General features: G+C 63.0%; 22 protein-coding genes. 10 read left to right on the top strand and 12 right to left on the bottom strand.

Annotated elements, in window-relative coordinates; genetic code table 11:
• Positions 1–35 precede the first annotated feature (35 nt).
• The 6 genes from ACP7D4_RS19090 (at position 36) to ACP7D4_RS19065 (ending at position 7,680) form a co-directional block, all read left to right on the top strand.
• Positions 36–1,739, top strand: a complete 1,704-nt coding sequence (locus ACP7D4_RS19090; RefSeq protein WP_426102924.1) for an NAD(P)H-dependent oxidoreductase subunit E — start codon at positions 36–38, stop codon at positions 1,737–1,739.
• Positions 1,736–4,555: a formate dehydrogenase subunit alpha gene (fdhF, locus tag ACP7D4_RS19085; protein ID WP_426102922.1), complete on the top strand. Its 2,820-nt coding sequence runs from the start codon at positions 1,736–1,738 to the stop codon at positions 4,553–4,555. Before ACP7D4_RS19090 ends, fdhF begins: the two co-directional genes overlap by 4 nt.
• A gap of 2 nt (positions 4,556–4,557) precedes the next feature.
• A complete protein-coding gene (locus ACP7D4_RS19080) occupies positions 4,558–5,418 on the top strand; it encodes a formate dehydrogenase accessory sulfurtransferase FdhD (protein WP_426102920.1) in 861 nt (286 codons plus the stop codon).
• A complete protein-coding gene (locus ACP7D4_RS19075; RefSeq protein ID WP_426102918.1) occupies positions 5,418–6,119 on the top strand; it encodes an ABC transporter permease in 702 nt (233 codons plus the stop codon). Before ACP7D4_RS19080 ends, ACP7D4_RS19075 begins: the two co-directional genes overlap by 1 nt.
• Complete coding sequence (locus tag ACP7D4_RS19070) at positions 6,116–6,772, top strand: energy-coupling factor ABC transporter ATP-binding protein (RefSeq protein ID WP_426210728.1); 657 nt, start codon at positions 6,116–6,118, stop codon at positions 6,770–6,772. The genes ACP7D4_RS19075 and ACP7D4_RS19070 overlap by 4 nt, the downstream gene beginning before the upstream one ends.
• Before the next feature lie 119 nt (positions 6,773–6,891).
• On the top strand, positions 6,892–7,680 hold the full coding sequence (locus ACP7D4_RS19065; protein ID WP_426210727.1) for a substrate-binding domain-containing protein: 789 nt from the start codon (positions 6,892–6,894) through the stop codon (positions 7,678–7,680).
• Here ACP7D4_RS19065 and ACP7D4_RS19060 read toward each other — a convergent pair.
• Complete coding sequence (locus tag ACP7D4_RS19060) at positions 7,669–9,336, bottom strand: cation acetate symporter (protein ID WP_426102912.1); 1,668 nt, start codon at positions 9,334–9,336, stop codon at positions 7,669–7,671. The two genes, ACP7D4_RS19065 and ACP7D4_RS19060, sit on opposite strands and share 12 nt — an antisense overlap.
• On the bottom strand, positions 9,336–9,641 hold the full coding sequence (locus ACP7D4_RS19055; RefSeq protein WP_426102910.1) for a DUF485 domain-containing protein: 306 nt from the start codon (positions 9,639–9,641) through the stop codon (positions 9,336–9,338). Before ACP7D4_RS19055 ends, ACP7D4_RS19060 begins: the two co-directional genes overlap by 1 nt.
• Positions 9,642–9,779: 138 nt before the next feature.
• Here ACP7D4_RS19055 and ACP7D4_RS19050 point away from each other — a divergent pair, with 138 nt between their 5' ends.
• Both ACP7D4_RS19050 and ACP7D4_RS19045 read left to right on the top strand, forming a co-directional pair.
• Positions 9,780–10,448 (top strand): NAD-dependent epimerase/dehydratase family protein, encoded by a 669-nt coding sequence (locus ACP7D4_RS19050; protein WP_426102908.1) that lies wholly within the window; start codon positions 9,780–9,782, stop codon positions 10,446–10,448.
• A 4-nt stretch (positions 10,449–10,452) separates the two neighbouring features.
• Complete coding sequence (locus ACP7D4_RS19045) at positions 10,453–10,779, top strand: hypothetical protein (protein ID WP_426102906.1); 327 nt, start codon at positions 10,453–10,455, stop codon at positions 10,777–10,779.
• A gap of 16 nt (positions 10,780–10,795) precedes the next feature.
• Here ACP7D4_RS19045 and ACP7D4_RS19040 read toward each other — a convergent pair whose 3' ends face one another.
• Entirely contained in the window at positions 10,796–12,559 is a 1,764-nt protein-coding gene (locus ACP7D4_RS19040) for a rhamnogalacturonan lyase B N-terminal domain-containing protein (RefSeq protein ID WP_426210725.1), read from the bottom strand.
• Between the two features lie 202 nt (positions 12,560–12,761).
• Between ACP7D4_RS19040 and ACP7D4_RS19035 the strand changes: the two genes are divergently transcribed.
• Entirely contained in the window at positions 12,762–13,163 is a 402-nt protein-coding gene (locus ACP7D4_RS19035; RefSeq protein WP_426210724.1) for a hypothetical protein, read from the top strand.
• Between the two features lie 100 nt (positions 13,164–13,263).
• Here the strand turns inward: ACP7D4_RS19035 and ACP7D4_RS19030 are convergent, their stop codons facing one another.
• The 9 genes from ACP7D4_RS19030 to ACP7D4_RS18990 all read right to left on the bottom strand — a co-directional run bounded on the left by ACP7D4_RS19030 (position 13,264) and on the right by ACP7D4_RS18990 (position 20,442).
• Positions 13,264–13,917 carry a ribonuclease T2 family protein gene (locus ACP7D4_RS19030; protein WP_426210722.1) on the bottom strand — a complete coding sequence of 218 codons (654 nt, stop codon included), beginning with the start codon at positions 13,915–13,917 and terminating at the stop codon, positions 13,264–13,266.
• A 77-nt stretch (positions 13,918–13,994) separates the two neighbouring features.
• A complete protein-coding gene (locus ACP7D4_RS19025; protein ID WP_426210720.1) occupies positions 13,995–15,002 on the bottom strand; it encodes a tetratricopeptide repeat protein in 1,008 nt (335 codons plus the stop codon).
• A 94-nt stretch (positions 15,003–15,096) separates the two neighbouring features.
• Positions 15,097–16,560 carry a ribonuclease G gene (rng, locus tag ACP7D4_RS19020; RefSeq protein ID WP_426102898.1) on the bottom strand — a complete coding sequence of 488 codons (1,464 nt, stop codon included), beginning with the start codon at positions 16,558–16,560 and terminating at the stop codon, positions 15,097–15,099.
• A gap of 65 nt (positions 16,561–16,625) precedes the next feature.
• Positions 16,626–17,246: a Maf family protein gene (locus ACP7D4_RS19015; RefSeq protein WP_426210718.1), complete on the bottom strand. Its 621-nt coding sequence runs from the start codon at positions 17,244–17,246 to the stop codon at positions 16,626–16,628.
• A 12-nt stretch (positions 17,247–17,258) separates the two neighbouring features.
• On the bottom strand, positions 17,259–17,729 hold the full coding sequence (gene rlmH, locus ACP7D4_RS19010; protein WP_426102894.1) for a 23S rRNA (pseudouridine(1915)-N(3))-methyltransferase RlmH: 471 nt from the start codon (positions 17,727–17,729) through the stop codon (positions 17,259–17,261).
• A gap of 6 nt (positions 17,730–17,735) precedes the next feature.
• Entirely contained in the window at positions 17,736–18,440 is a 705-nt protein-coding gene (gene rsfS / locus ACP7D4_RS19005) for a ribosome silencing factor (protein WP_426102892.1), read from the bottom strand.
• Entirely contained in the window at positions 18,440–19,090 is a 651-nt protein-coding gene (locus ACP7D4_RS19000; protein WP_426102890.1) for a nicotinate-nucleotide adenylyltransferase, read from the bottom strand. Before ACP7D4_RS19000 ends, rsfS begins: the two co-directional genes overlap by 1 nt.
• On the bottom strand, positions 19,087–19,998 hold the full coding sequence (gene hemF, locus ACP7D4_RS18995; protein WP_426102888.1) for an oxygen-dependent coproporphyrinogen oxidase: 912 nt from the start codon (positions 19,996–19,998) through the stop codon (positions 19,087–19,089). Before hemF ends, ACP7D4_RS19000 begins: the two co-directional genes overlap by 4 nt.
• 165 nt (positions 19,999–20,163) lie before the next feature.
• Positions 20,164–20,442 (bottom strand): hypothetical protein, encoded by a 279-nt coding sequence (locus ACP7D4_RS18990; RefSeq protein WP_426102886.1) that lies wholly within the window; start codon positions 20,440–20,442, stop codon positions 20,164–20,166.
• A 351-nt stretch (positions 20,443–20,793) separates the two neighbouring features.
• Here ACP7D4_RS18990 and ACP7D4_RS18985 point away from each other — a divergent pair, with 351 nt between their 5' ends.
• Positions 20,794–22,977 (top strand): hypothetical protein, encoded by a 2,184-nt coding sequence (locus tag ACP7D4_RS18985; RefSeq protein ID WP_426210716.1) that lies wholly within the window; start codon positions 20,794–20,796, stop codon positions 22,975–22,977.
• Positions 22,978–23,039: the final 62 nt, after the last annotated feature.

Raw genomic sequence — 23,039 nt, 5'->3', positions numbered from 1 at the left:
CCGCTGTTTGAAATTGTCATGACCAGGACTTCACCATGAACCACCCCATCATTCCCATCGCCGTGCAAGGCAGCACGCGCGAGCGCAAGCGCCAGGCGCCCAAAGGCCGGCGCGTCGATCCCGAAGCGCTGCGCGAAGTGCAAGACCTGCTCGGCGCGCACTCGCGCCAGGCCGACCTGCTGATCGAGCACCTGCACAAGATACAGGATGCTTTCGGCTCCCTGTCGGCCGCGCACCTGGCGGCGCTGGCCCAGGAAATGAAGCTGGCCCAGGCCGAAGTATATGAAGTGGCGACCTTTTACCATCACTTCGACGTGGTCAAGGAAGGCGAGGCGGCGCCCGCCGCGCTGACGGTACGCGTGTGCGACGGCTTGTCGTGCGAACTGGCCGGCGCGCGCGAACTGCTTGCCAAGCTGCCCGCCATCCTGGGGCGCGAGGTGCGCGTGATCGGTGCGCCCTGCATCGGACGCTGCGAGCAGGCGCCCGCCTGCGTGGTGGGGCAAAACCCGGTGCCGCGCGCCACCTGCGAGACGGTGCAGGAGGTAGTGCAGGCCGGGCGTACGCAACACATGCCGGAAGACTACCTCGACTACGCCGCCTACCGCGCCGGCGGCGGCTACGCGGTGCTGCGCGATTGCCTGAGCGGCGCGCGCCACGTCGAGAGCGTGATTTCGACCATGGAGGGTTCAGGCCTGCGCGGCCTGGGCGGCGCCGGTTTTCCGGCCGGGCGCAAATGGCGCATCGTGCGCGCCGAACCCTCGCCGCGCCTGATGGCGATTAATATCGACGAGGGCGAGCCCGGTACCTTCAAGGACCGCTACTATCTTGAGCGCGACCCGCACCGCTTCCTGGAAGGCGCGCTGATCGCCGCCTGGGTCACCGGCATCGATACCATCTACGTCTACCTGCGCGACGAATACCACGGCTGCCGGGCGCTGCTCGAAGCTGAACTGGACAAGCTGCGGGCCGATCCTCCGATTCCGACCATGCCGCAAATTATCCTGCGGCGCGGGGCCGGCGCCTACATCTGCGGCGAAGAGTCGGCGATGATCGAATCGATCGAGGGCAAGCGTGGCATGCCGCGCCTGCGCCCGCCGTATGTGGCGCAGGTAGGCCTGTTCGGCCGGCCTACGCTGCAGCACAACTTTGAAACGCTGCACTGGGTACGCGAAATTCTCGAGCATGGCCCGCACTGGTTCGGCACCCATGGACGCCACGGCCGCAAGGGCTTGCGCTCGTTTTCGGTCTCGGGCCGGGTGCGCGAGCCCGGCGTCAAGCTGGCGCCGGCCGGCATCACGATCACGGAGCTGATCGAGGAATACTGCGGCGGCATGGCCGACGGCCACCAGTTTTATGCCTATCTGCCAGGCGGGGCGTCGGGCGGTATTTTGCCGGCGGCGATGAACGCCATTCCGCTCGACTTCGACACCTTGCAGCCGCACGGCTGCTTTATCGGCTCGGCGGCGGTGGTGGTGCTGTCGGACCAGGATACGGCGACGGCGGCGGCGCGCAATACGCTCAGGTTCTTCAAGCATGAATCGTGCGGACAGTGCACGCCTTGCCGCGTGGGTACCGCCAAGGCGCTCACGCTGATGGAGCAGCCACAATGGGACACGGTGCTGCTGGGCGAACTGTCGCAGGTGATGCGCGACGCGTCGATCTGCGGCCTCGGGCAGGCGGCGCCAAACCCGTTCGACTGCGTAATCAAATACTTTCCACATGAGCTGGTGACATCATGAACGCGATAACCAGATTGGGCCGCACTGCGCTGCAGGGCGCGGCCGTCAGTTTTGAAATGAACGGCCACCATGTCGAGGCCTTTGCCGGTGAAACCCTAATCGAAGTGGCCGCGCGCGAAGGAATCGACATTCCGCGCCTGTGCTACAAGGAAGGCATGGAAGCGGTCGGCAACTGCCGTTCGTGCATGGTGGAGATCGACGGCGAACGCGTGCTGGCGCCATCGTGCTGCCGCTACCCGGCCACGGGCATGAAGGTCACGACCGACAGTGCACGCGCCGTCGCCGCCCAAAAAATGGTGCTTGAACTGCTGTTGTCGGACATGCCGGAAACCGAATACACGCGCCACAATGAAGTGGATTTCTGGGCGCGCAAGCTGGCGCTGGGCAAACCGCGTTTCGCTGCGCGCAGCCAGCCGCGCCAGGATGCGTCGCATGCGGCGATCACGGTTAACCTGGACGCTTGCATCCAGTGTACGCGCTGCGTGCGCGCCTGCCGCGACGAGCAGGTCAATGACGTGATCGGCCTGGCGTTCCGGGGCGACCATGCGCAAATCGTGTTCGATATGGACGACCCGATGGGCAACTCCACATGCGTTGGCTGCGGCGAATGCGTGCAGGCCTGCCCGACCGGCGCCTTGATGCCGGCGCGCGAAGTGGCCTTGAGCGTGCCTGACAAAAAAGTCGACTCGGTGTGTCCGTATTGCGGTGTTGGTTGCCAGCTGACCTACAACATCAAGGACAACAAGATTTTGTTCGTGGAAGGGCGCGACGGCCCCGCCAACCATGAACGCCTGTGCGTGAAAGGGCGCTACGGTTTTGACTACGCCCACCATCCGCACCGTCTGACGGTGCCCTTGATCCGGCGCGCCGATGCGCCCAAGCGCGGCGACTTCACGATGGACCCGGACCGTGTGCTTGACGTGTTTCGCGAGGCGACGTGGGAAGAAGCGCTGGCGCTGGCCGGCGGCAAGCTGGCGTCGATTCGCGACACCTACGGCAAGCGCGCGCTGGCCGGCTTTGGTTCGGCCAAGGGTAGCAATGAAGAAGCCTACCTGTTCCAGAAGCTGGTGCGCACCGGCTTTGGCAGCAACAATGTCGACCATTGCACGCGCTTGTGCCATGCGTCGTCGGTGGCCGCGCTGCTCGAAGGAATTGGCTCGGGTGCGGTCTCCAATCCGGTGATGGATGTGACAAAGGCGGAAGTGGTCATCGTCATCGGCGCCAATCCGACGGTCAACCATCCGGTGGCCGCCACCTGGATCAAGAACGCCATCAAGAACGGGACCAAGCTGGTGGTGTGCGATCCGCGTCGCTCGGACCTGGCGCGCAGCGCGCACCGCTTCTTGCAGTTCAAGCCCGATACCGACGTGGCGCTGCTCAATGCGATGATGCATGTGATCGTCACTGAAGACCTGGTCGACAAGGACTTTATCGCCAGCCGCACGATTGGCTACGAAGAGCTTGAAAAGAACGTCGCAGGCTACAGCCCGGAACTGATGGCGCCGATCTGCGGCATCGATGCCGAGACCATACGCTACGTCGCGCGCCTGTACGCCACCTCCAAAGGGTCGATGATCCTGTGGGGGATGGGCGTTTCGCAGCACATCCACGGCACCGACAATGCGCGCTGCCTGATTGCGCTGGCCTTGATGACCGGTCAGATCGGCCGCCCCGGCACGGGTCTGCATCCGCTGCGCGGGCAAAACAACGTGCAGGGCGCGTCGGACGCGGGCTTGATCCCGATGATGTTCCCGGACTACCAGCGGGTCGACAATCCCGCCGCGCAAGCCAAGTTTGAAAAGGCCTGGGGCGTGGCGCTCGATCCGCAGCCTGGCTTGACGGTGGTTGAGATCATGCATGCGATCAAGCGCGGCGAGATCCGCGGCATGTACATCATGGGCGAAAACCCCGCCATGTCCGACCCCGACGCCAACCATGCGCGCGAGTCGCTCGCGGCGCTGGACCATCTGGTGGTGCAGGATATCTTTTTGACCGAAACGGCGTATCTTGCCGACGTGATTTTGCCGGCCAGCGCGTTCCCGGAAAAGACGGGCAGCTTCACCAATACCGACCGCCTGGTACAGATTGGCCGCCAGGCAATCGACCCGCCGGGACAGGCGAAGCAGGACTTGTGGATCATCCAGCAATTGGCCGGCAAGCTTGGCCTGGACTGGAACTACACCCACGTCTCGCAAGTGTTCGACGAGATGCGGCGCACGATGCCGAGCATTGGCGGCATCACGTGGGAGCGGCTTGAGCGCGAGAATTCGGTCACCTATCCATGCGCCGCAGAGGGCGATCCGGGTGAGCCGGTCGTGTTCACCGACGTGTTTCCGCGCGAAGGCGGCCGTGCGCGCTTTGTTCCGGCCGATATCATCCCGGCCGACGAACGGCCGGACGCCGAGTACCCGATGGTGTTGATCACCGGGCGCCAGCTCGAGCACTGGCATACCGGCAGCATGACGCGCCGCACGGCGGTGCTGGACGCGATCGAACCGGATCCCGTCGCGCTGGTGCACCCGCTCGACCTGGCGGCCATGAACGGCAAGCCGGGCGACGTGATCACGATCACCTCGCGCCGCGGGCAAGTTGTGCTGTATGCGCGGGCCGACGACAGCTCGCCGCGCGGTGCACTGTTTGTCCCGTTCTGCTATTACGAAGCGGCGATCAACCGGCTGACCAATGCGGCGCTCGATCCGTTCGGGAAAATCCCCGAATTCAAGTACTGCGCGGTGCGGGTGGCGCTCGGGGGCGAGGTGGAGCAGCAGGGCAGCTACGGCGGCGGGCAAGTCCTCGACGGCTTGCGCCTGCGGTGAACATGGCAGCGCACCCCGGCCGCTACCAGCCGCTCCTGTCCGACGCTAGGGCCGACCTGACGCATGAAGTCGAGGTTGTGGATGAACGCGGCCGCGTTTCGACGATCGCCATTCCGGCGGAGCGGGCGCTGACGGTGTACGTGGACAAGCGCGAACTGGTGACCTTGATGACGCTGGGTGGCGCGCCCGAGGCGCTCACGCTTGGCTATCTGCGCAACCAGCGGCTGGTCAAGTCGATGCAAGACATCGTCTCGGTACAGGTCGACTGGTCGGTCGATGCGGTGGCGGTCGTCACGCGCAGCGGCATTGCCAACGTCGAGGAGCGCACTTCCAAAAAAGTCGTGACGACCGGCTGCGGGCAGGGTTCGGTGTTCGGCGGCCTGATGGATGAAGTCGACCTGATCGCGCTGCCGCTGGACGCACGGCTGCGCCAGTCGGTGGTGTACCGGATCGTGGAGACGATCCGCACCCAGCAGTCGATCTACAAGCAGGCCGGTTCAGTGCATGGCTGCGCGCTGTTTTCCAGCAGCGGCGAGCTGCTGTATTTTGTCGAAGATGTGGGCCGCCACAATGCAGTCGATGCAATCGCCGGCAAAATGTGGCTCGATGATGTGGACGGCGGCGACAAGGTGTTCTACACCACCGGCAGGCTCACGTCCGAGATGGTCATCAAAGGCGCGCAGATGGGCATTCCATTTTTGCTGTCGCGCTCCGGGACTACGCAGATGGGGCATATGGTGGCGGGCAAGGTCGGCATGTCGCTGCTGGCGCGCTGCACCGGCAAGCACTTTTTGCTGCTGAACGGGCGCGAGCGGCTGGAATTCGAACCGGGCCTGCTCGACCCTCAGTTAAAGCCGCTCTGATGTTGGCCGCAACCGGCAGCGCTTTTGATCTGCTGCTGTCGGGCGACGCGCAGCTGTGGCGTATCATCTGGATCTCTGTCAAGACCAGCTTTACTGCGCTGCTGCTCGCGGCGCCGCTGGCGGTCGGCATCGGTTATGCGATTGCGAGCTTTCGCTTTCCCGGCCGGCGCCTGGTGATCTGGCTGGTGCAGGCGGCGCTGTCGCTGCCAACGGTGCTGGTCGGGCTGCTGCTGTATCTGCTGCTCTCGCGCCATGGGCCGCTCGGTTCACTGCAGCTGCTGTTTACGCAGGGCGGCGTGGTGCTGGGTCAGGTGGCTATTGCCCTGCCGGTGCTGGTGGCGTTCACGCTGGCGGCGGTGCAGGCGGCCGACCCGCGCTATGCGCAGACGGCCATTGCGCATGGTGCGTCGCGCTGGCGCACCATGCTGACCGTGCTGCACGAGGTTCGCTTTGGCGTGATGGCGGCGGTGATCAGCGGATTTGGGCGTGTGATTTCAGAGGTGGGATGCGCGCTGATGGTCGGCGGCAATATCGCGGGCGAGACGCGCACGATCACGACGGCCATTGCCCTGGAAACGAGCAAGGGCGAGTTTGCGCAGGGGATCGCGCTCGGGATGGTGTTGATCGCGCTGGCGCTGTTGATGAACGGCGCGCTCATGGTCCTGCAGGGTGACGCGCATGCGGTGCGGGGGCGCGCATGAGCGCCTTGCTGACGGTGGAGCGCTTGCGCAAGTTGCATGGGGCGCGGCTGCTGTTTGATATCGATGCGCTGGCGCTGGAGGAAGGTAGCGCGTATGTGCTCACCGGCGTCAATGGCGCCGGCAAGAGTACCTTGCTGCGCGTGCTGGCGGGGCTGGAAGATGCCCAGGCGCAGGGTGTGGCGTGGTGTGGAAAGAGCGTGGTGCTGGCGCCGTATCCGCGCGCGCTGCGCGCCGCTGTCGTGTACGTGCATCAGCATCCGATCATGTTTTCAACGAGCGTGGCGCATAACGTCGGCTACGGGCTCATAGCGCGCGGAGTGGCAAAGGCGGAAGTGGCACGCAAGGTGAGCGAGGCGATGGATTGGGCGGGAGTTGGGCATTTGCGCGGCAGCGATCCGGCGACGTTGTCCGGTGGCGAGGTGCAGCGCGTGGCGCTGGCGCGCGCCAGGGTGCTGGAGGCGAAGTTGCTGCTGCTTGATGAACCGACGGCCAATCTGGACGGCGCGGCGCGCGAGCAGGTGATTGCGCTCATTCCGGCGCTGATTGCGCAGGGCAGTACGGTGGTGATGGCGTGCCATGACCGGGATTTGATTGGGTTGCCGGGCGTGCAGCGCTTGAAGCTGCGCGACGGAAAACTGGAGTATAAACAATGAGTGCCATCGGGAGTGCCATCGTGCGAGATCGAAAAGTGGACCGTAGGGCGGAAAAGCGGATCGCATTCCGCGTCGCATGCTCAGCATGGCGGAATGCGCTGCGCTTTTCCTCCCTACGGTTGGCGACGGTTGCCGCGCTGGGTTTGGGCGCAACTGCGCATGCCGAGCAAATCATCCGCCTCTCGACCACCACCAGCACCGAGAACTCGGGCCTGCTCGCCTACCTGCTGCCCGCTTTCGAGGTCAAAACCGGCGCCAAGGTCCATGTGATCGCCGTGGGCAGCGGCAAGGCGCTGGAACTGGCCAAGAATGGCGACGTCGACGTCACCCTGGTGCACGCCCGCGCAGCCGAAGATGCCTTCGTCGCGGCAGGCTATGGCGTGGGCCGGCGCGACGTGATGTACAACGACTTTATCGTCGCCTGCCAGGCGAGCGACCCGGCCCGCATCAAGGGTGGCAAGGATGTGATCGCGGCCTTTCGAAGAATCGCTGCCGCCAACGTCAAGTTCATTTCGCGCGGCGACAATTCCGGTACCGACGTCATGGAAAAAAGCTACTGGAAGCTGGCCGGCGCCATGCCGCCGGCGTCGCGCTACCTGTCAGCCGGCCTTGGCATGGGCGAGGTGCTGAACATGGCCGCCGAACTGCAAGCCTGCACCCTGGCCGACCGCGCTACCTACGCCACCTACCAGGCCAGGACCGGCCTGGCCGTAATGGTGCAGGGCGACCCGCGGATGTTCAACCCCTACGGCATCATTGCCGTCAATCCCGCACGCCACCCCGGCATCAACGACAAAGGCGCACGCGCGCTGATCGACTGGATCACGTCGCCGGAAGGGCAGGGCAAAATCGCGTCATTCCGGGTCGGCGGCCAGCAGTTGTTCGTCCCCAGCGCCTCAGTGCCCTGACGCACCGGAGGCCCCGATGCCCGTTTCCGAGCGCACTTTCTGGGCCGGGTAGCCGGCCCGGTCCAGCCGCGCGCGCTCGCTGGTGTCGGTGACTGAAAACAACCAGATGCCCAAGAAGCCCGCCGTCATGGAAAACAGCGCCGGTGAGGTGTAGGGGAATATCGCGGCCGGGTGGCCAAGTACGTCGACCCACACTGACTTGGACAGCACCGTCAGCACGAAGGCGCTGATCAGCCCCAGAAAGCCGCCGATGCAGGCGCCGCGCGTGGTGCAGTTGCGCCACAGTACCGCCATGAACAGCACCGGGAAGTTGGCCGAGGCGGCGATGGCAAAGGCCAGCGACACCATGAAGGCAATGTTCTGCTTCTCAAACACAATGCCCAGCACCACGGCCACGATGCCGAGCCCGACGGTGGTGATGCGCGACACCTTCAGCTCGTTCTCGCTGGTGGCCTTGCCATGCTTGAAAACCGTTGCGTACAAATCGTGCGAGACGGCCGACGCGCCCGACAGCGTCAGCCCCGCCACCACGGCCAGAATGGTGGCAAAGGCGACCGCGGACATGAACCCGAGGAAGACATTGCCGCCGACGGCATTGGCAAGGTGAATCGCCGCCATGTTATTGCCACCTAACATTTTCCCGGTCGCGTCGACAAAGGCGGGGTTGGTGCTGACCAGCACGATCGCGCCGAAGCCAATAATGAACGTGAGCACGTAGAAATACGCGATCCAGGTCGTTGCCCAAAATACCGACTTGCGCGCTTCCTTGGCGTTGGGCACGGTGAAAAATCGCATCAGGATGTGGGGCAAGCCAGCGGTGCCGAACATGAGCGCCATGCCGAACGAAATGGCCGAAATGGGATCGGTGATGAACGTGCCCGGCCCCATGATGGCTTGCTTTTTCGGATGCACGGCCACGGCCTGGGCAAAGAGCGCCTCCGGGCTGAAGTTAAATTGCATCAGCACCACAAAGGCCATGAAGCTGGCGCCCGACAGCAGCATGCCGGCCTTGATGATCTGGACCCAGGTGGTGGCGGTCATGCCGCCAAAGAGCACGTACACCATCATCAAGCTACCGACGATGACGACCGCGATCCAGTAGTCAAGCCCGAACAGCAGCTTGATGAGCTGGCCGGCGCCCACCATTTGCGCGATCAGGTAAAACGCCACCACCACCAGCGTGCCCGAGGCGGCAAACGTGCGGATGGGCGCTTGCCCGAAACGGTAGGCGGCAACGTCGGCAAAGGTGAAGCGGCCCAGGTTGCGCAAGCGTTCGGCCATGAGGAAAGTGATCACGGGCCAGCCGACCAAAAAACCGATGGAGTAGATCAGGCCGTCGTAACCGTTCAGGAAGACCGCCGCCGATATGCCCAGAAAGGAGGCGGCCGACATATAGTCGCCGGCAATGGCCAGGCCATTCTGGAAGCCGGTAATGCCCCCGCCCGCCGTGTAAAAGTCCGATGCCGAATTAGTGCGCTTGGCCGCCCACTTGGTGATAAACAGCGTGGCGAGCACGAACGCGCCGAACATGCCGATGGCAACCCAGTTGCGCGCCTGCTTTTCGGTCTCGCCGATGACGTCGGCGCCGAACGCCGCGCTGGCGACGGCGAGCAATGCGGCGCCGACAGCGGCTGCTGCCAACAGTGGGCGGCGCATCAGAGGACCTCCCGATGGATGGCCGCGGTCAAATCGTCATAGCGCTTGTTGGCATGGCGCACATAAATGCCGGTGATGAGGACGGTGAACAAAATGACAAACAGGCCGACCGGGATGCCGGTCGTGGTGACGCCGTCGCCGAGACGGATGCTGAGCGCTTCCTTGTCAAAGGCGATCAGCAGGATGAAGCCGTAATACACCACCAGCATCGCGAACGCCAGCAGCCAGCCGAGCCTGGTTCTATCCTTAACCAGCTGAATGTAATGCGGGTTCGTTTCAATCCTGTGCACAATGTCCTGGTCCATGGCAGCTCCCGAAGTCACGGCGCGCGTCGCACACCTTGCCAATTCGACCGTCCACGCGCGCGGTCAGTTCCGTATCCCGGCGTCTGGTGCCATACTATCGCCAGCGTGGTTTAAGAAATCTCAACGAATGGAGGCGGCATGAAGGTATTAATTTTTGGCGCTACCGGCATGGTGGGTCAGGGCGTGCTGCGCGAGGCGCTCGCCGCGCCGGACGTTGAACTAGTGCAGACGATCGGGCGCGCGCCGACCGCGCAACAGCACCCGAAACTGCGCGAGGTGGTGCATGCCGACATGTGGCATTACGAGGGCATCGAGGCGGAGCTGGGCGACTTTGACGCCTGCTTCTTTTGCATCGGCGTCACCTCGTCGGGCATGGCTGAAAAGACCTACGCGCACCTGACATATGACATGACGCTGGCCGCCGCCGAGGTACTGGCCAGGGTCAATCCGCGCATGGCGTTCGTGTATGTGTCGGGCGCAGGGGCCGACAGTAGCGAGACCAGCAAGATCATGTGGGAGCGGGTGCGCGGCAAGACCGAGAACGCCTTGCTCAAGCTGCCGTTCCGGGCGGTCTATATTTTCCGGCCCGGCATGATCCAGCCGCTCGACGGCATCAAGTCCAAGACGGCCGCGTACCGGATTTTCTACACGCTGACCAAGCCCTTGCTGCCGCTGCTGCGCTCGGCAATGCCCCGCTACGTGCTGAGCACGCGGCAAGTGGGGCAGGCGATGCTGGCCGTGGTGCGCAGCGGCGCGCAAAAGCGCGTGCTTGAAAGCGCCGACATCAGCGTGCTCGGCAAAGCGTGAAGGCATGGCGCGCCGCTATCACCACAATGTGTATGTGATCGAGCTGGCGTATGACGTGATTTACGAGGCGCGCTTTAAAAAATCGAATCCCGATTATGAGCGCGGCAAGCCTTGCGTGTACGTGGGAATGACGGGCCTGAGTCCCGACCTGCGCTTTGACAAGCACAAGGCGGGGATTCAGGCAAACAAGTTTGTTCAGGAGTATGGCTTGCGGCTGATGCCGGAACTGTACGCCATCTATAACCCGATGCCCTACCGCGGCGCGGCCGAGATGGAGGTGGAGCTGGCCATCGCGCTGCGCGAGGCCGGCTACGGGGTGTGGCAGGCGTGACAGGCCACACTCTCGATCAAGGGTTTTTCACCATGTCCAGCGCGTCGAACGCGTAACCTGGACTGAGGTAGCCGGTGCCGCCGGAACCGCTGATGACTGACAGGTACAGGGTATTGTCGCCGACCACGAGCGCGCTGGCTGGCACGCTGAAGCTGTAGCGCGTATTGTTGCCCCGGTAAGTGCCCACCGTGAGCGTGCGGCTGGTGGGCTGGGTGGATGCGCTCTGGTTTGCCGCGTACCAGTTGTTCACCTGCACTTTGGGCCGCCCGCCGCCGAATGCGGTTGTGATGCCGATCCGAATGGTGGACGGCGCAATGTCCGCCTGCGTCAGCCGGAATTTGACGACCAGACTGCCGTTGACGTCTTTCCATTGATAGGCGGGAAAGCCGGTAGCCGGGCTGGACGTACCGATGACAAAGGGCGCCGTGGTCCATGCACTGATGCGAACGTCCGACGGGTGCATGCTGGTGACCTTGCTGCCGTTGAGTAATTCGGCAGGCGAGCCATCCCACGCGCCGATGCGCCACACCGGCGCCGTGCTTGCCGGGTCGCCACTGACGGCAATTGCCGCCATGGCGCTGGTCTTGCCGGCGGTAACGACCACGCTGCGCGTGTCAACCGCCAGTTCATTCTTGTACAGCTTGGCCGTGTAGGTACCGGGCAGCATGCCGCTGCTGTCGAACTCGCCGTCGGCGCGCACCGTGCTCCAGTACTGGGCGGTGGTGTTGGAAAAGCCGATCGTATAGTCGACGCCGCTCACGCGACCGCTGGCCACCGATCCGGTCACCCGGCCGCGCGCCGATGGCGCCGTGTAGCCGGTCAGTCCCATGTCGGCGAACCAGCTGGTGTCGAGCGCCGCCGGCGCGCCGCCGCCGTTAAATACCAGCGTATAGGCGTTCAGGATATTGGTGCGGTAGGCCTCGGTTTGCGCTTCGCCGTAGTTGATGATGTAGGTCAGTTCCTGGTTGGTGCTGGTCACTTGATTGAGCAGGCTGCGGTAGAACGGTCCGCCGGAATTGCCTTCGTTGTTATCGCGTACCATCCACATGCCCACGCCAGTGCCGGTGGCGCCGAAGTAGCGCCAATCCTTCAGGCGCATGTTGGCGTAGTGTTTGGAACGGGTTTCGCCGTTGGCCTGGGCGAAGATGTCGCCCGATTCGATGGTCTTGACCGTTGCGCGCAAGTCGCCTGCGGTGTTCCCGTTCGGCAGCACCGCAACCGGAATGCGCACGATGAAGCGCGCCAGGTTCAGCGTATCTGGCTCCACGTCGAAGATGGTGGCCATGTAGATGTCCGCGTCGCCGCGCCTGGCCAGGTAGTAGTGGGTCAGGCCGGCGCTTTTGACGGTCACCTTGATATGGTCGGCATCCACGTTGGCGGCGCTCACGCTGACCGCGCTGATGCCCTTGTACAAAAAGTCGAAACCGGAATTGAGCTGGCTTCCGCGCGAAGCGTCCTGGTATTGCACACCCTTGTAGACCATCGAGGCGATGTCGCCCGCCGACTGGGTGCTGGCGCCCGTATCGTTGCGCCGGATCTTGAATACGAGTCCGGCGCCGGTATCGATGGTGTAGAAATTGATGTCTTGCGACAGGCCGAATGAGCTTGATGCGGTGGGGGCCGCTGGCGCTGGCGCTGGGACCGGTACCGGTACCGGTGCCGGTGCCGGTGCTGGGGCTGGCGCTGGCGAAGGTGCGGGAACCGGCGCAGGGGCCGGCGCAGGCGCCGGCGCAGGCAGAATCACAGGCGCCGGCACCGGCGCGGGTGCTGGCTTGAGCACAATGACAGGTGCAGGTGCAGGTGCAGGTGCAGGTGTCGGCACAGGCGCAGAAGCAGGCGCAGGCGCCGGTGTAGGTACCGGCGCGGGCAGGATCACAGGCAGCGGTACTGGCGCAGGGGGCAGTGGCGGCGTTGGCAATGGCATCGGTGCAGGCGCCGTGGCCGGAACAGGTGTTGGCACAGATGTTGGCACTGGCGCTGGCGTGGCCATTGGCGAAGGTTCCGGCGCGGGCGCGGGCATGGGCTCGGGAGCTGGCGCCGGTGCCGATACCGAGGCCGGTACAGGCGCAGATTCCGTTACAAGGGCCGGCGGCAAAACCGGCGCGGGCGCCGCCAAGGAGGACTTGCTCGCTGACGAACCGCCGCCACAGGCGGTCAGGATTGCTAGCGCCAGTGATCCCATAACGCGCTTGTTGATTGTGCGGATATCCACGTGTTTTTCCCGGTCGGCTGTGCACCGAATGACTGTCAAACCGGGGAGTATTCAGAAGGACTGCGCCTGGGTCAACCCAGGTTGTGGTAAAAATAAACGAATAGGGGCAAAATTAAAAATTTCATGGATGATGCTAAAAACGTCATGCCGCCGGGCCGATATGGGAGGCTAAAATATAGCAGGCATGACCATCACTCATGACGGTCATGCTGTAGCAGGGCAGCGTGAAAGGCTTCAACGGCAGCGATGGCGCAGCGGCGAGTGAAGGGCAATCAGCGCGTACTCTGCAACAAGAAACTCTCCTGTCTGCAGCTATTGTACGAGCGCTTGATCTCGCCGTTGCTGCAGGTACGCGCAGCACCTTCGCGGGTAAAGCAGGCGTGCACTTCGCGCAAAAAGCGCCCGCCGTCGCCGCAAAACGGCAGCACGCTGTCGACCGGCATGCCGGGATTGGCAGCGCGGAACAGCTGCACGAATTCGTCCGGGGTCGCGCGCACGGGCGCAGCCGGCTGCTGGTACGGCTTGGGAATGGCCAGCTTGTCTTTCAGACTGGACGACAGCTTGAAATACGCGGCCGGGTCAAGTCCCGAGCATGTTCCATGTTCGTCCCACTCGTGGCCGATCAGCTTGGGCGAAGGATAAATGGCCGCGTAGCTTTCGCGCACCGCAGTCGGCAGCTTTTCAATCGAACACTTTTGCGGATAGCCTTTTTCGAACTGGGGCCACAAGCCATGCAGCACAAAGCCCAGGCCGCGCCCGCACTGGCCGGGATCCTTGTGCGTGGCGCAAAATGAGGGCGACCAACTCAGGGCCACCGCGTAGTAATCGAACTGGCCTGGCGCGGCGGCGCGCTGCGGTTTGGCCTGGGCGAAGGCGGCGGCAGTGCACAAGGCGGTAATCAACAGCAGCTGGCGGGAAGTAGTCATATTGTTTTTTTCATTGTTAGTAATGTGATCGTCAAAGTTGCGGTGCAATCATGAGAGCAAGTTGCCTGTTACTACGTCTACATGTGAATGTGTAACCAAGGCCACCTAACTTGCCCGTGCCTGTCAGTGCGCATCGTAACGATGGCGCTTGAAAGTACGCCGTCGATGCCGTCGATCAGAAGCTGTTCCCGCTCTACGAATTTTTTGCGCATCGCCGCGTCGGGTTCCCACAGGACAGCTTCCTTGCACTCCATAAGCGCCGCGCGCTCCGCCAACACCCTTGGATGATTGAACAGCCAGCGGGTAAACGCAATGCTGTCGGGCTGGTTATGCCAGTACATGCCATACATCCGAACGTAGTCGGTTGCGGTCTCGGGTTCAGCCATGCTGGTCCCGTGCCAGATCGCGAGCGGCGCCGGATTTGGATTCCCGGCAAGGATTTCAGCGATGTAGGGGTTTGCGGCAAAGCCGCGCCGCAAGGCTGTGGCGGCAGCTATCCAGTCATTGCGCTGCATTTGGCACAGGGCCAATTCATAGTAGTACGGTGGGTAACTCGGTGCCTCTGCCTCCAATACAAATCGGGCGTGGTCGAGATCACCGGCTCGCAAAGCCTCGGAACCGAGCAAAAAGCGCACGCCCTGGTTGTCGCCCGGATTGCGAGCCAACATGAGTTCGATGATGATTACGGCGTCCTTGTGCCGGCGCAGGCGCATGTACGATAGCAGCGCGATGTGCATGGCGCGCAGGTAAGGCCGGTTGTCGAGGTGCCCCCATTCGATGCGACCTGTGAAGCCTTCGGGAATATGACGATTCGCTACGCTCAGACCCAGCAAGGCAGCGTCGAGCGCTTTCTTGGGCTTGCCTTGGCGGTGCCAGTGGGAGGCGATGTGGGCGTGCACGTCGACCAAATCCGGCGCCTCGGCAAGCAGCCGACTGAGAGAGGCAAGATATCGCGCATCGTTGAGTTCACCCGAATCGTGCGCGTCGAGCAGCCCGTCAAATTCGGCCAGAAGGCCGTCGTAACAGTCGTCCGGGTAAGTGAAGGCGCCAGACTCGGCATCGAAGGTTTCGAACTGTAATGGCATAGGTGGCTAAGCGTGGATTGTGGGCGGCGACGACGAATTTCCCAGCGCGACATGGGAGTGACGCCAAAAATGCATTCAACACTTCCGGGTTTTTCTACATCAAAATCACGTCGTACTGCTCCTGGTGATAAGTCGACTCCACCTGCAGCGAAATGCGCTTGCCGATGAAGTCCCCCAGCATCGCCAGGTGCTGCGACTCCTCTTCCAAAAACAAGTCCACCACTTCCTGCGACGCCAGAATCCTGAACTCGCGCGGGTTGAACTGCTTCGCTTCGCGCATCAGCTCGCGCAAGATCTCGTAGCAGATGGTGCGGCTGGTCTTGACCTGGCCCTTGCCCGCGCACGCAGGACAAGGCTCGCACAAGATATGCGCGAGCGACTCGCGCGTGCGCTTGCGCGTCATTTCCACCAGTCCCAGCGCCGAAAAGCCCGACACCGACACCTTGGTGCGGTCGCGCGACAAGGTTTTTTTCAATTCCTGCAGCACCGCATGGCGATGCTCGTTATTGTCCATGTCGATGAAGTCGAGGATGATGATGCCGCCCAGGTTACGCAGGCGCAGCTGGCGCGCGATCGCATGCGCCGCTTCCAGGTTGGTCTTGAAAATGGTGTCGGCAAAATTGCGCCCGCCGACAAAGCCGCCCGTGTTGACGTCGATCGTCGTCATTGCCTCGGTCTGGTCGACGATCAGGTAGCCGCCGGATTTCAGGTCCACGCGACGCCCGAGCGCGCGCAGGATTTCTTCCTCCACGCCATACAGGTCGAACAGCGGCCGCTCGCCGGTGTAGTGCTGCAGCCGCGTCAGTTCGCTCGGCGTGTAGGCCTGCGCGAACTCGACCAGCTTCTGGTGGTTCTCACGCGAGTCGACCTGGATGCTGGCCGTCTCGTCATGCACAAAGTCGCGCAGCACGCGCTGGGCCAGGTTCAGGTCCTGGTACAGCAGGCTGGTGGCAGGGCGCGTGCGCGCACCGTTGACGATCGCGCTCCAGGTCTTGCGCAGGTAGTCGACGTCGGCCGCCAGGTCGGTGTCGGAGGCTTCCTCGGCCATCGTGCGCACGATGTAGCCGCCTTTTTCTTCGGGCGGCAGCAAGCCCTGGAGCCGGTTGCGCAGCAGTTCGCGTTCCGACTCCTTTTCGATTTTTTGCGAGATGCCGATGTGCCGGTCCTGCGGCAAATACACCAGCATGCGCCCCGCGATCGAGATTTGCGTCGACAGGCGCGCGCCCTTGGTTCCGATCGGGTCCTTGATCACCTGGACGGTGAGCACCTGGCCGTCGAACAGCACCTTTTCGATTGGCGTGGGCGGCAGGTTGGGCGTCTCGTGGCTGCGCGCTTCCCAGATGTCGGCCACGTGCAGGAACGCGGCGCGTTCCAGGCCAATGTCGATGAAGGCCGACTGCATCCCCGGCAGCACCCGCACCACCTTGCCGGAATAGACATTGCCGGCCAGGCCGCGCGTCAGCGTGCGCTCGATGTGGAGTTCTTGCACGGCCCCTTGCAAGATGAGCGCCACGCGCGTCTCTTGCGGGGTGATGTTGATGAGGATGTCTTCGTTCATGGTCCGCCGCAGCCAAATGTGCAAGCCATGATCATACACGGCCACGGGCGTAGCCGGGGCAGGGCTTATGCCAGGGGAATGCCGGCCTTGCGCAGCAAGGTCGCCGTTTCATACAGGGGCAAACCCATGATGCCGGAGTGGCTGCCGTCGATATGCTCGACGAACAGCGCGGCCAGGCCCTGGATGCCGTAGCCGCCCGCCTTGTCATACGGTTCCTGGGTGGCGCAATAGGCCCTGATGGACGCGGCCGAGAGCGTGGCAAAGCGCACCTGCGACACCTGCGTGAGCTGTTCGACCAGGCTTTGGTGATGCACCGCGATCGAGGTCAGTACCTGGTGGGTGCGCCCGGAGAGGCGCGCGAGCATGGCTTCGGCTTCGGCCTTGCCGGCCGGTTTGCCGAGGATTTCGCCGTCCAGCGTGACGGTGGTGTCGGCCGCCAGCACGGGCCGGATCGTCAGGCGCCGGGTCTGCACCATGGTCCAGGCAAAGGCCGCCTTTTCGCGCGAAACGCGCGCCACATAGTCGATCGGTTCTTCGCCTGGCAACACCAGTTCGGTGACATCCGGTCCGCGCGGGGTGTCGTTGCGCAGCATGAGCAGCTCGAATTCGACGCCGATCTGGCGCAGCAGTTCGCGCCGCCGCGGGCTCTTGGAGGCAAGGTAAATTTTCTTCTCGATCGGTTTCATCGATTTCGCTTTTCAGACCCGATGGTAGGGGTGATTTTGCGTGATTGACCACGCCCTGTACAACTGCTCTGCAAGCATAACACGCACCATGCCGTGGGGGAGCGTCATAGAACTGATGCGAATAAGCCCCTCGGCGCGCGCCTTCAGTTCGGGATCGAGGCCGTCGGCCCCGCCGATCAGGAACGCGGTGTCGCGTCCTTCTTGTTGCCAATTAAGTAATTGCTGGGACAGCCCCACACTGGTGAGGTCTTTTCCGCGCTCATCGAGGGCGATGATGCGCACGTTCTTGGGCAGCGCGGCCTCGATGCGCTCGCGTTCGAGCGCCATCGCGGTGGCCGCCGTCTTGCTGCCGGAACGCTCGACCGGCTTGATTTCCTTGAGCACGATGCGCAGCTCGGGCGGCATGCGCTTCGTGTACTCGACAAAGCCGGTTTCGATCCAGGCCGGCATCTTGTGGCCGACCGCAGCAATGATCAGCTGCACCGGCGCTTACTCCGCGACTTTTTTAGCCACGCGCTTGATAACCTTTTTTTCAGGCACAGCGTCAGCCGGGGCCTTGGCAGCTTTTACGCGCGGTGTAGGCACGCGTTTTGGCGGCAGGTCCTTGAGCGCCTTGACGGCGGCAGCTTCCGACTTGGTCGGCGCGATCTTGACGACCTTGCCAACCGGCGTGGCCGCTTTTTTGGCGGCTGCCCGCTTTGGCTTGGCCAGGGCCGTGACGTCGGCCTTTTTGACCGGCGTCTTGCGTTCGCGCACAGGCTTGACTTCAGGTGCTTCCTGGGTCGAGGCGAGGTGCTTGGACTTCGGCTTGGCGATGGCGATTTCGGTCGCCTCCGCGGTGCCCTTGCGCTTGGCGGCGCCCAGCTTGACCGGCTTGTCGCCCCAGATTTCCTCGAGACGGTAGTACTGGCGAATGGCCGGCTGCATGATGTGGACGATCATGTCGCCCAGGTCGACCAGCACCCATTCGCCCGTGTCTTCGCCCTCGACGCCGATGACGTCGCCGCCGGCATCCTTGACCTTGTCGCGCACTGAAGCTGCCAGCGCCTTGGTCTGGCGATTCGACGTGCCCGAGACCACCGCGATGCGGTCGAACAGGCTGGTCAGGTGCACGGTATCGAATACCTGGATGTCCTGGCCTTTGATGTCCTCGAGCGCGTCGACGACGAGGGTTTGCAGTTTTTTAATATCCATTAGATTTTGTATAAATTATGTTGTTGAATATAGTCTAGCACTACCGGGGAGATAAGCGAGTTTGCCTGTTCTCCGCGTTGTAACGCCGCACGGACCTGGGTAGATGAGATGTCCACGGCCAGGTTTTCCGCCAGCAGCGCGTGGCCAGACGGGGTATTGCGAAGCTGCGCCAGGCTGCCCTGGCGCTGATCAATTTCTTCGGCCACCGCTTCGGGAAGCGCCGCCTCGGCCAGCGAATAGCCCGGGCGCGCAGCCACGCCGATATGGGCCAAATCAAACAGGGCGCGCCAGTCGCGCCAGGTATCAAGATGCTGCAGCTGGTCCGCGCCCATCAGGAACACGAGCGAGGCGTCGGGTCCCAGCTCTGCGCGCACATTGCGCAAGGTGTCGATGGTGTAGGTCGCGCTGCTGCGTTCAATCTCTTGCCGGTCGACGGTGATGGCCGGCGTCGCTTGCGCGAACGCCAGTTCGACCATCCGGACGCGGTCTTGGGCAGGGGCGCGCAGGGCGCTCTTCTGCCACGGGTTCCCGGCCGGGATGATGCGCAGCTGGTCGCTCTGGAGCAGGTTTGCAAACAGGGCGCCGAGCGCCACATGGCCGTTATGAACCGGGTCGAAACTGCCTCCCAGCAGCGCGACGCAAAACGTCACGTCTGCAGCCAGTCGCGATGGACCAGGAAGTCGGTGTACAGCGCGTGCTCGGCGCTGCCTGCTTCCGGCTGCCAGTCGTAGCGCCATTTGACGACGGGCGGCATCGACATCAGGATCGCTTCGGTGCGGCCGCCCGACTGCAGGCCGAACAAGGTGCCGCGGTCGAACACCAGGTTGAATTCAACGTAGCGGCCGCGCCGGTAAGCCTGGAAATCGCGTTCGCGCTCGCCGTACGGCTGGTGCATGCGCTTTTCCAGGATCGGCAGGTAGGCCGTCAAGAAGCTATTGCCCACGCTTTGCAGCATGGCATAACTGGCGTCAAAACCAGGCGCGTTGAAGTCGTCAAAGAAAATGCCGCCCACGCCGCGCGGCTCCTTGCGGTGCTTCAGGTAGAAATACTCGTCGCACCACTTTTTAAAGCGCGCGTGCAGGTCGTCGCCGAACGGGGCGAGCGCATCGCGGCAGCTCTGGTGAAAGTGGCGCGTGTCGTCTTCAAAACCGTAGTAGGGCGTCAGGTCCATGCCGCCGCCAAACCACCAGACCGGCTCCTGGCCCTCGGCGGTGGTGGTGAAAAAGCGCACGTTCATGTGGACCGTGGGCGCGTACGGGTTGCGCGGATGGAGCACCAGCGACACACCCATCGCTTCCCACGAGCGGCCCGCCAGTTCCGGGCGCCCGGCGGCGGCTGAAGGCGGCAGGTTCGCGCCCATCACGTGCGAAAAATTACAGCCGCCGCGCTCGAAGACATTGCCTTCCTCGATCACGCGCGAGACGCCGCCCCCGCCTTCGGGGCGCTCCCATGCATCGCGCAGGAAGCTCTTGCCGTCGACAGTTTCGAGCGCGAACACAATGCGCGACTGAAGATCGAGGAGCCAGGCCTTGACGGCTGCGGGTGTGGGAATTGACATGCGGGCGGGATCGGGGAATAAAAAAGCGAGGACGAATTGTACACCGCCCGGGGCTTTTATGATATAGGGCGAGCAGCGGGGGACATTGGCCGCCCGGCAGGGTGGAAAAGCGCGCGGCGCGCCTGCCACCAGTCGGTGGCGCAGGCCCGAGTTGCCAAGCCCTGGTCAGGGATCTGCATCGATTTGCAGCGGCATGGCGCGCGCCGCGCGAAAGGCGGCCAGTACAGCTGGATCGCTCTTGTACAGCGCAGCCATCTTCGCTTCGTCGGCGGTGACGTCGTTGCATTTGTACTTGCGCATGGCGGCGGCAAGCTCCTGCATGGCTTGCTTGTCGGCGCCGGCTTCACCGGCCAGCTGCTTGCAGATGACAATGCGGTTAATCAGCGCCTTTACCTTGGGCGGCTGGCTTTTTTTCAGTTCCGGGATGATATCGTCGTTTGCCATGGCTGGCAGCGAAACTGCCAAGATTGAAAGAATGCAGATTGAATGCTTAAGCATGGAACCCTCCTCAAGGGATGGTGGTCGGCTTGCTTGCGTCGCGCGCCGGGAGCGCACATGACCTATCATAGGGAGCTGCCTGGGCCGAGTCGAACAGTCTTGGTGGCAGCTGCGGCACGAAACGCCGGTTGGCGCGCTATTCCAACAAATTGCTTCAACGACAGCCAAGCATTCGCCGAGACGGACTAGTCAGACGCGCTCAGGGTCGCAGGCCGGTAGCCGTTCCTGGTGTACGAGGAGAAAGTTTCATTGTAGTATTGCCCGCATTCCAGGCGGGCGTCTACAACCAGGCACGACATGACCACATTCCTTTTTCTGCAAAAATTCGACGGCGGCGTGCCGGTCAATCTGCCATACGGTCCATTGATGGCGCGGCTTTCCCAAGTTGGCCAAGTCGGTCGAGGGCGCGGCGATCTGGAAGTCGCGTTGCCGGTCGATACCATGGCTGCAACTTGCACGGTCATCGGCAGCGTCAACGATGGTGTGGCATGCATTGGCTTCGAGCGCCCCCGTTTCGACGCTGCGCTGCGAGAACTGGTGTGGGATTGCATGGCGCAATTTGGCTGCGCAGTGTTCGACGACACGCTCGACACCGTCTACACAACGCCGCAGGGCAGGGCTGATTTGCCGGCCAGCTTGCTGCGCGCGTGCCAACCGGGCGCGCGCCGGGTCACCAGTGCCCAGCAGCTATGGCCAGAGGACTTCGAGATCGGTCAGCAAGGCCCGGCGCGTCCGGCATTGCGCTATTCAAATACCAATCCCAACGGCCCGGATCTTCAACCTTTCGACTATGCAGGAGACAATGGACGTGACTTGTATCTTGCCATCGGCATGCGTGCGCCGGCATGCAATCCTGGCACCTTGCGGGTGCTGCGCAACGTGGAATTGCGGGTCGATGCGGCGATCAGCGCCAATGATTCGTACGCCAGCGTGTACCGCTACAGCGAGCATGAAACCTCATTGCTGGTGCTCGAGTCGCCCAAGGCAGGCGAGCTTAAAAACCGGGCGACGATTGTCAGCCCGCCGCCCAGTGACCAGGTCAAGCCAGCCGATTTCGTGGCCGATCGGGGCGTCTTTGACAGCGAAGCCGTGCAAACCGATGAATTCATTCGGTATGCCCTGGCGAAGTACGCGCTCACGTTCGATGCCGGCATGCCGGGTATCGCCACGCTGGCCGGATTGCTCGACCAGGCGCACGCGGCGTACGCTGCTGAGCGCGATCGGCAGGGCGCCGGCGCCGCCTTTGTTAGCATCGGAGCGACGGCGTGGGCCAAAAAGGCGGGCGGCTATCTGGGGCACTTCATCGCACAACAGGTCGGCGCGCAATGGGGGTATATCACGCGGGCGCAACAGCGTCTGCTGGTGCTGCGCACCCACGACGGGCGCATTTGCTGTCCGCATCACCTGGTGCTTGACCACGTCATCAACGGGCCGGGCGACAGCATCGTTCCCTTTGTCGGCGCACTCAAGCGTGATGAAACGATCGTCGTGCTGCGCGGCGAGGATCTCGTGCGTCAGATCCCGGTGCTGTGCGAGCAATTGCGCGGCGTAGGCCAGTTCGACGGTGGGAACGACCTGCCATTTGCGCACCAGCTCGCGCGCGACAAGCTCGATTTCAGCGTTTCCTCGTTGCACTACCTTGATGATTACCTGGCCGCTGTGGCGCTCCGCTTGGGGGAGCTGTCCGACCAGGCCTTCACCGATGTGATACTGGCCGCGGGCGCCTATCTCGGCGAGACAATCCGCGCTGACGCCGCAGATGCCGGCCATTGGCGATGGATGACTTACGAGCATGTGGCTGGTCGGGACCCGGGATTCGCCCGGTTGAGACCGCGCGAAATAGGACTGCTTGCCATTTTGGAAAGCACGGAACAGATGCTCTTTCCGTTTATTCATGTGGCAGCGCTCCTGGATGGCTCGGCACGCGCGACTGCTTACGACTATGCACGCACGTTGGGCGTGACAGGCGGCAAGGCCATTCCTGCTGAGAATGTCCAGAAAAGTGTTCAGGCCCAGGACGAAAGCCCCGCCGTGCGCTCTGCCAGGCATGCCGAGTGGTCTGAGCAATGGCATCGCGAGGAGCAACAGTTGGATGGGGTCGCTTCCTTGGTGATACTGTCGCTGCAGGTACTCAACATGCTGGTGCTGGCCTATGGCGTGTACGCGGCATTGTCGTCGTTTGCTGGCGCCGCCCCTGCCATGGGGTTGGTAAAGCGCCTGTTTTACGGTGTATGGATCAGCGGCCCGAGCTTATTTCTGGCAGCCTGCTTGTTTAAAATCGAACGGCGCTTTTTGCCCAAGGCCGCGATGTTGTTTGGCGGCGTTATGCTGATGTGTTTTGGCGTGGGCGCCTACGGCAACAACCTTGCGCCAGGATTGGAGCCTGAGAATTTGACGGTGTTTCTTTTGGTGCCACTGGCGCAGTTTGTTTGGGCGGGAGGCTGGATGCTGCTCATGCGACCGTATGTTGAGGAAGCTTGAGCAGCGGGGCGATCAAGCTTGCAGCGAACAAAGTGTTTTGCTTGATGCGAGCAATTCGACGG

Source organism: Massilia sp. TWP1-3-3 (genome assembly GCF_049897805.1).
Taxonomy (GTDB): domain Bacteria; phylum Pseudomonadota; class Gammaproteobacteria; order Burkholderiales; family Burkholderiaceae_D; genus Telluria_A.
This window is presented reverse-complemented; position numbering and strand designations above follow the sequence as displayed.

Excerpts from the sequence above, each read along its gene's own strand:
- ACP7D4_RS19090 (WP_426102924.1), top strand. The coding sequence starts at position 36 with ATGAACCACCCCATCATTCCCATCGCCGTGCAAGGCAGCACGCGCGAG.
- fdhF (WP_426102922.1), top strand. The coding sequence starts at position 1,736 with ATGAACGCGATAACCAGATTGGGCCGCACTGCGCTGCAGGGCGCGGCC.
- ACP7D4_RS19080 (WP_426102920.1), top strand. The coding sequence starts at position 4,558 with ATGGCAGCGCACCCCGGCCGCTACCAGCCGCTCCTGTCCGACGCTAGG.
- ACP7D4_RS19075 (WP_426102918.1), top strand. The coding sequence starts at position 5,418 with ATGTTGGCCGCAACCGGCAGCGCTTTTGATCTGCTGCTGTCGGGCGAC.
- ACP7D4_RS19070 (WP_426210728.1), top strand. The coding sequence starts at position 6,116 with ATGAGCGCCTTGCTGACGGTGGAGCGCTTGCGCAAGTTGCATGGGGCG.
- ACP7D4_RS19060 (WP_426102912.1), bottom strand. The coding sequence starts at position 9,336 with ATGCGCCGCCCACTGTTGGCAGCAGCCGCTGTCGGCGCCGCATTGCTC.
- ACP7D4_RS19055 (WP_426102910.1), bottom strand. The coding sequence starts at position 9,641 with ATGGACCAGGACATTGTGCACAGGATTGAAACGAACCCGCATTACATT.
- ACP7D4_RS19050 (WP_426102908.1), top strand. The coding sequence starts at position 9,780 with ATGAAGGTATTAATTTTTGGCGCTACCGGCATGGTGGGTCAGGGCGTG.
- ACP7D4_RS19045 (WP_426102906.1), top strand. The coding sequence starts at position 10,453 with ATGGCGCGCCGCTATCACCACAATGTGTATGTGATCGAGCTGGCGTAT.
- ACP7D4_RS19030 (WP_426210722.1), bottom strand. The coding sequence starts at position 13,917 with ATGACTACTTCCCGCCAGCTGCTGTTGATTACCGCCTTGTGCACTGCC.
- ACP7D4_RS19025 (WP_426210720.1), bottom strand. The coding sequence starts at position 15,002 with ATGCCATTACAGTTCGAAACCTTCGATGCCGAGTCTGGCGCCTTCACT.
- rng (WP_426102898.1), bottom strand. The coding sequence starts at position 16,560 with ATGAACGAAGACATCCTCATCAACATCACCCCGCAAGAGACGCGCGTG.
- ACP7D4_RS19015 (WP_426210718.1), bottom strand. The coding sequence starts at position 17,246 with ATGAAACCGATCGAGAAGAAAATTTACCTTGCCTCCAAGAGCCCGCGG.
- rsfS (WP_426102892.1), bottom strand. The coding sequence starts at position 18,440 with ATGGATATTAAAAAACTGCAAACCCTCGTCGTCGACGCGCTCGAGGAC.
- hemF (WP_426102888.1), bottom strand. The coding sequence starts at position 19,998 with ATGTCAATTCCCACACCCGCAGCCGTCAAGGCCTGGCTCCTCGATCTT.
- ACP7D4_RS18990 (WP_426102886.1), bottom strand. The coding sequence starts at position 20,442 with ATGGCAAACGACGATATCATCCCGGAACTGAAAAAAAGCCAGCCGCCC.
- ACP7D4_RS18985 (WP_426210716.1), top strand. The coding sequence starts at position 20,794 with ATGACCACATTCCTTTTTCTGCAAAAATTCGACGGCGGCGTGCCGGTC.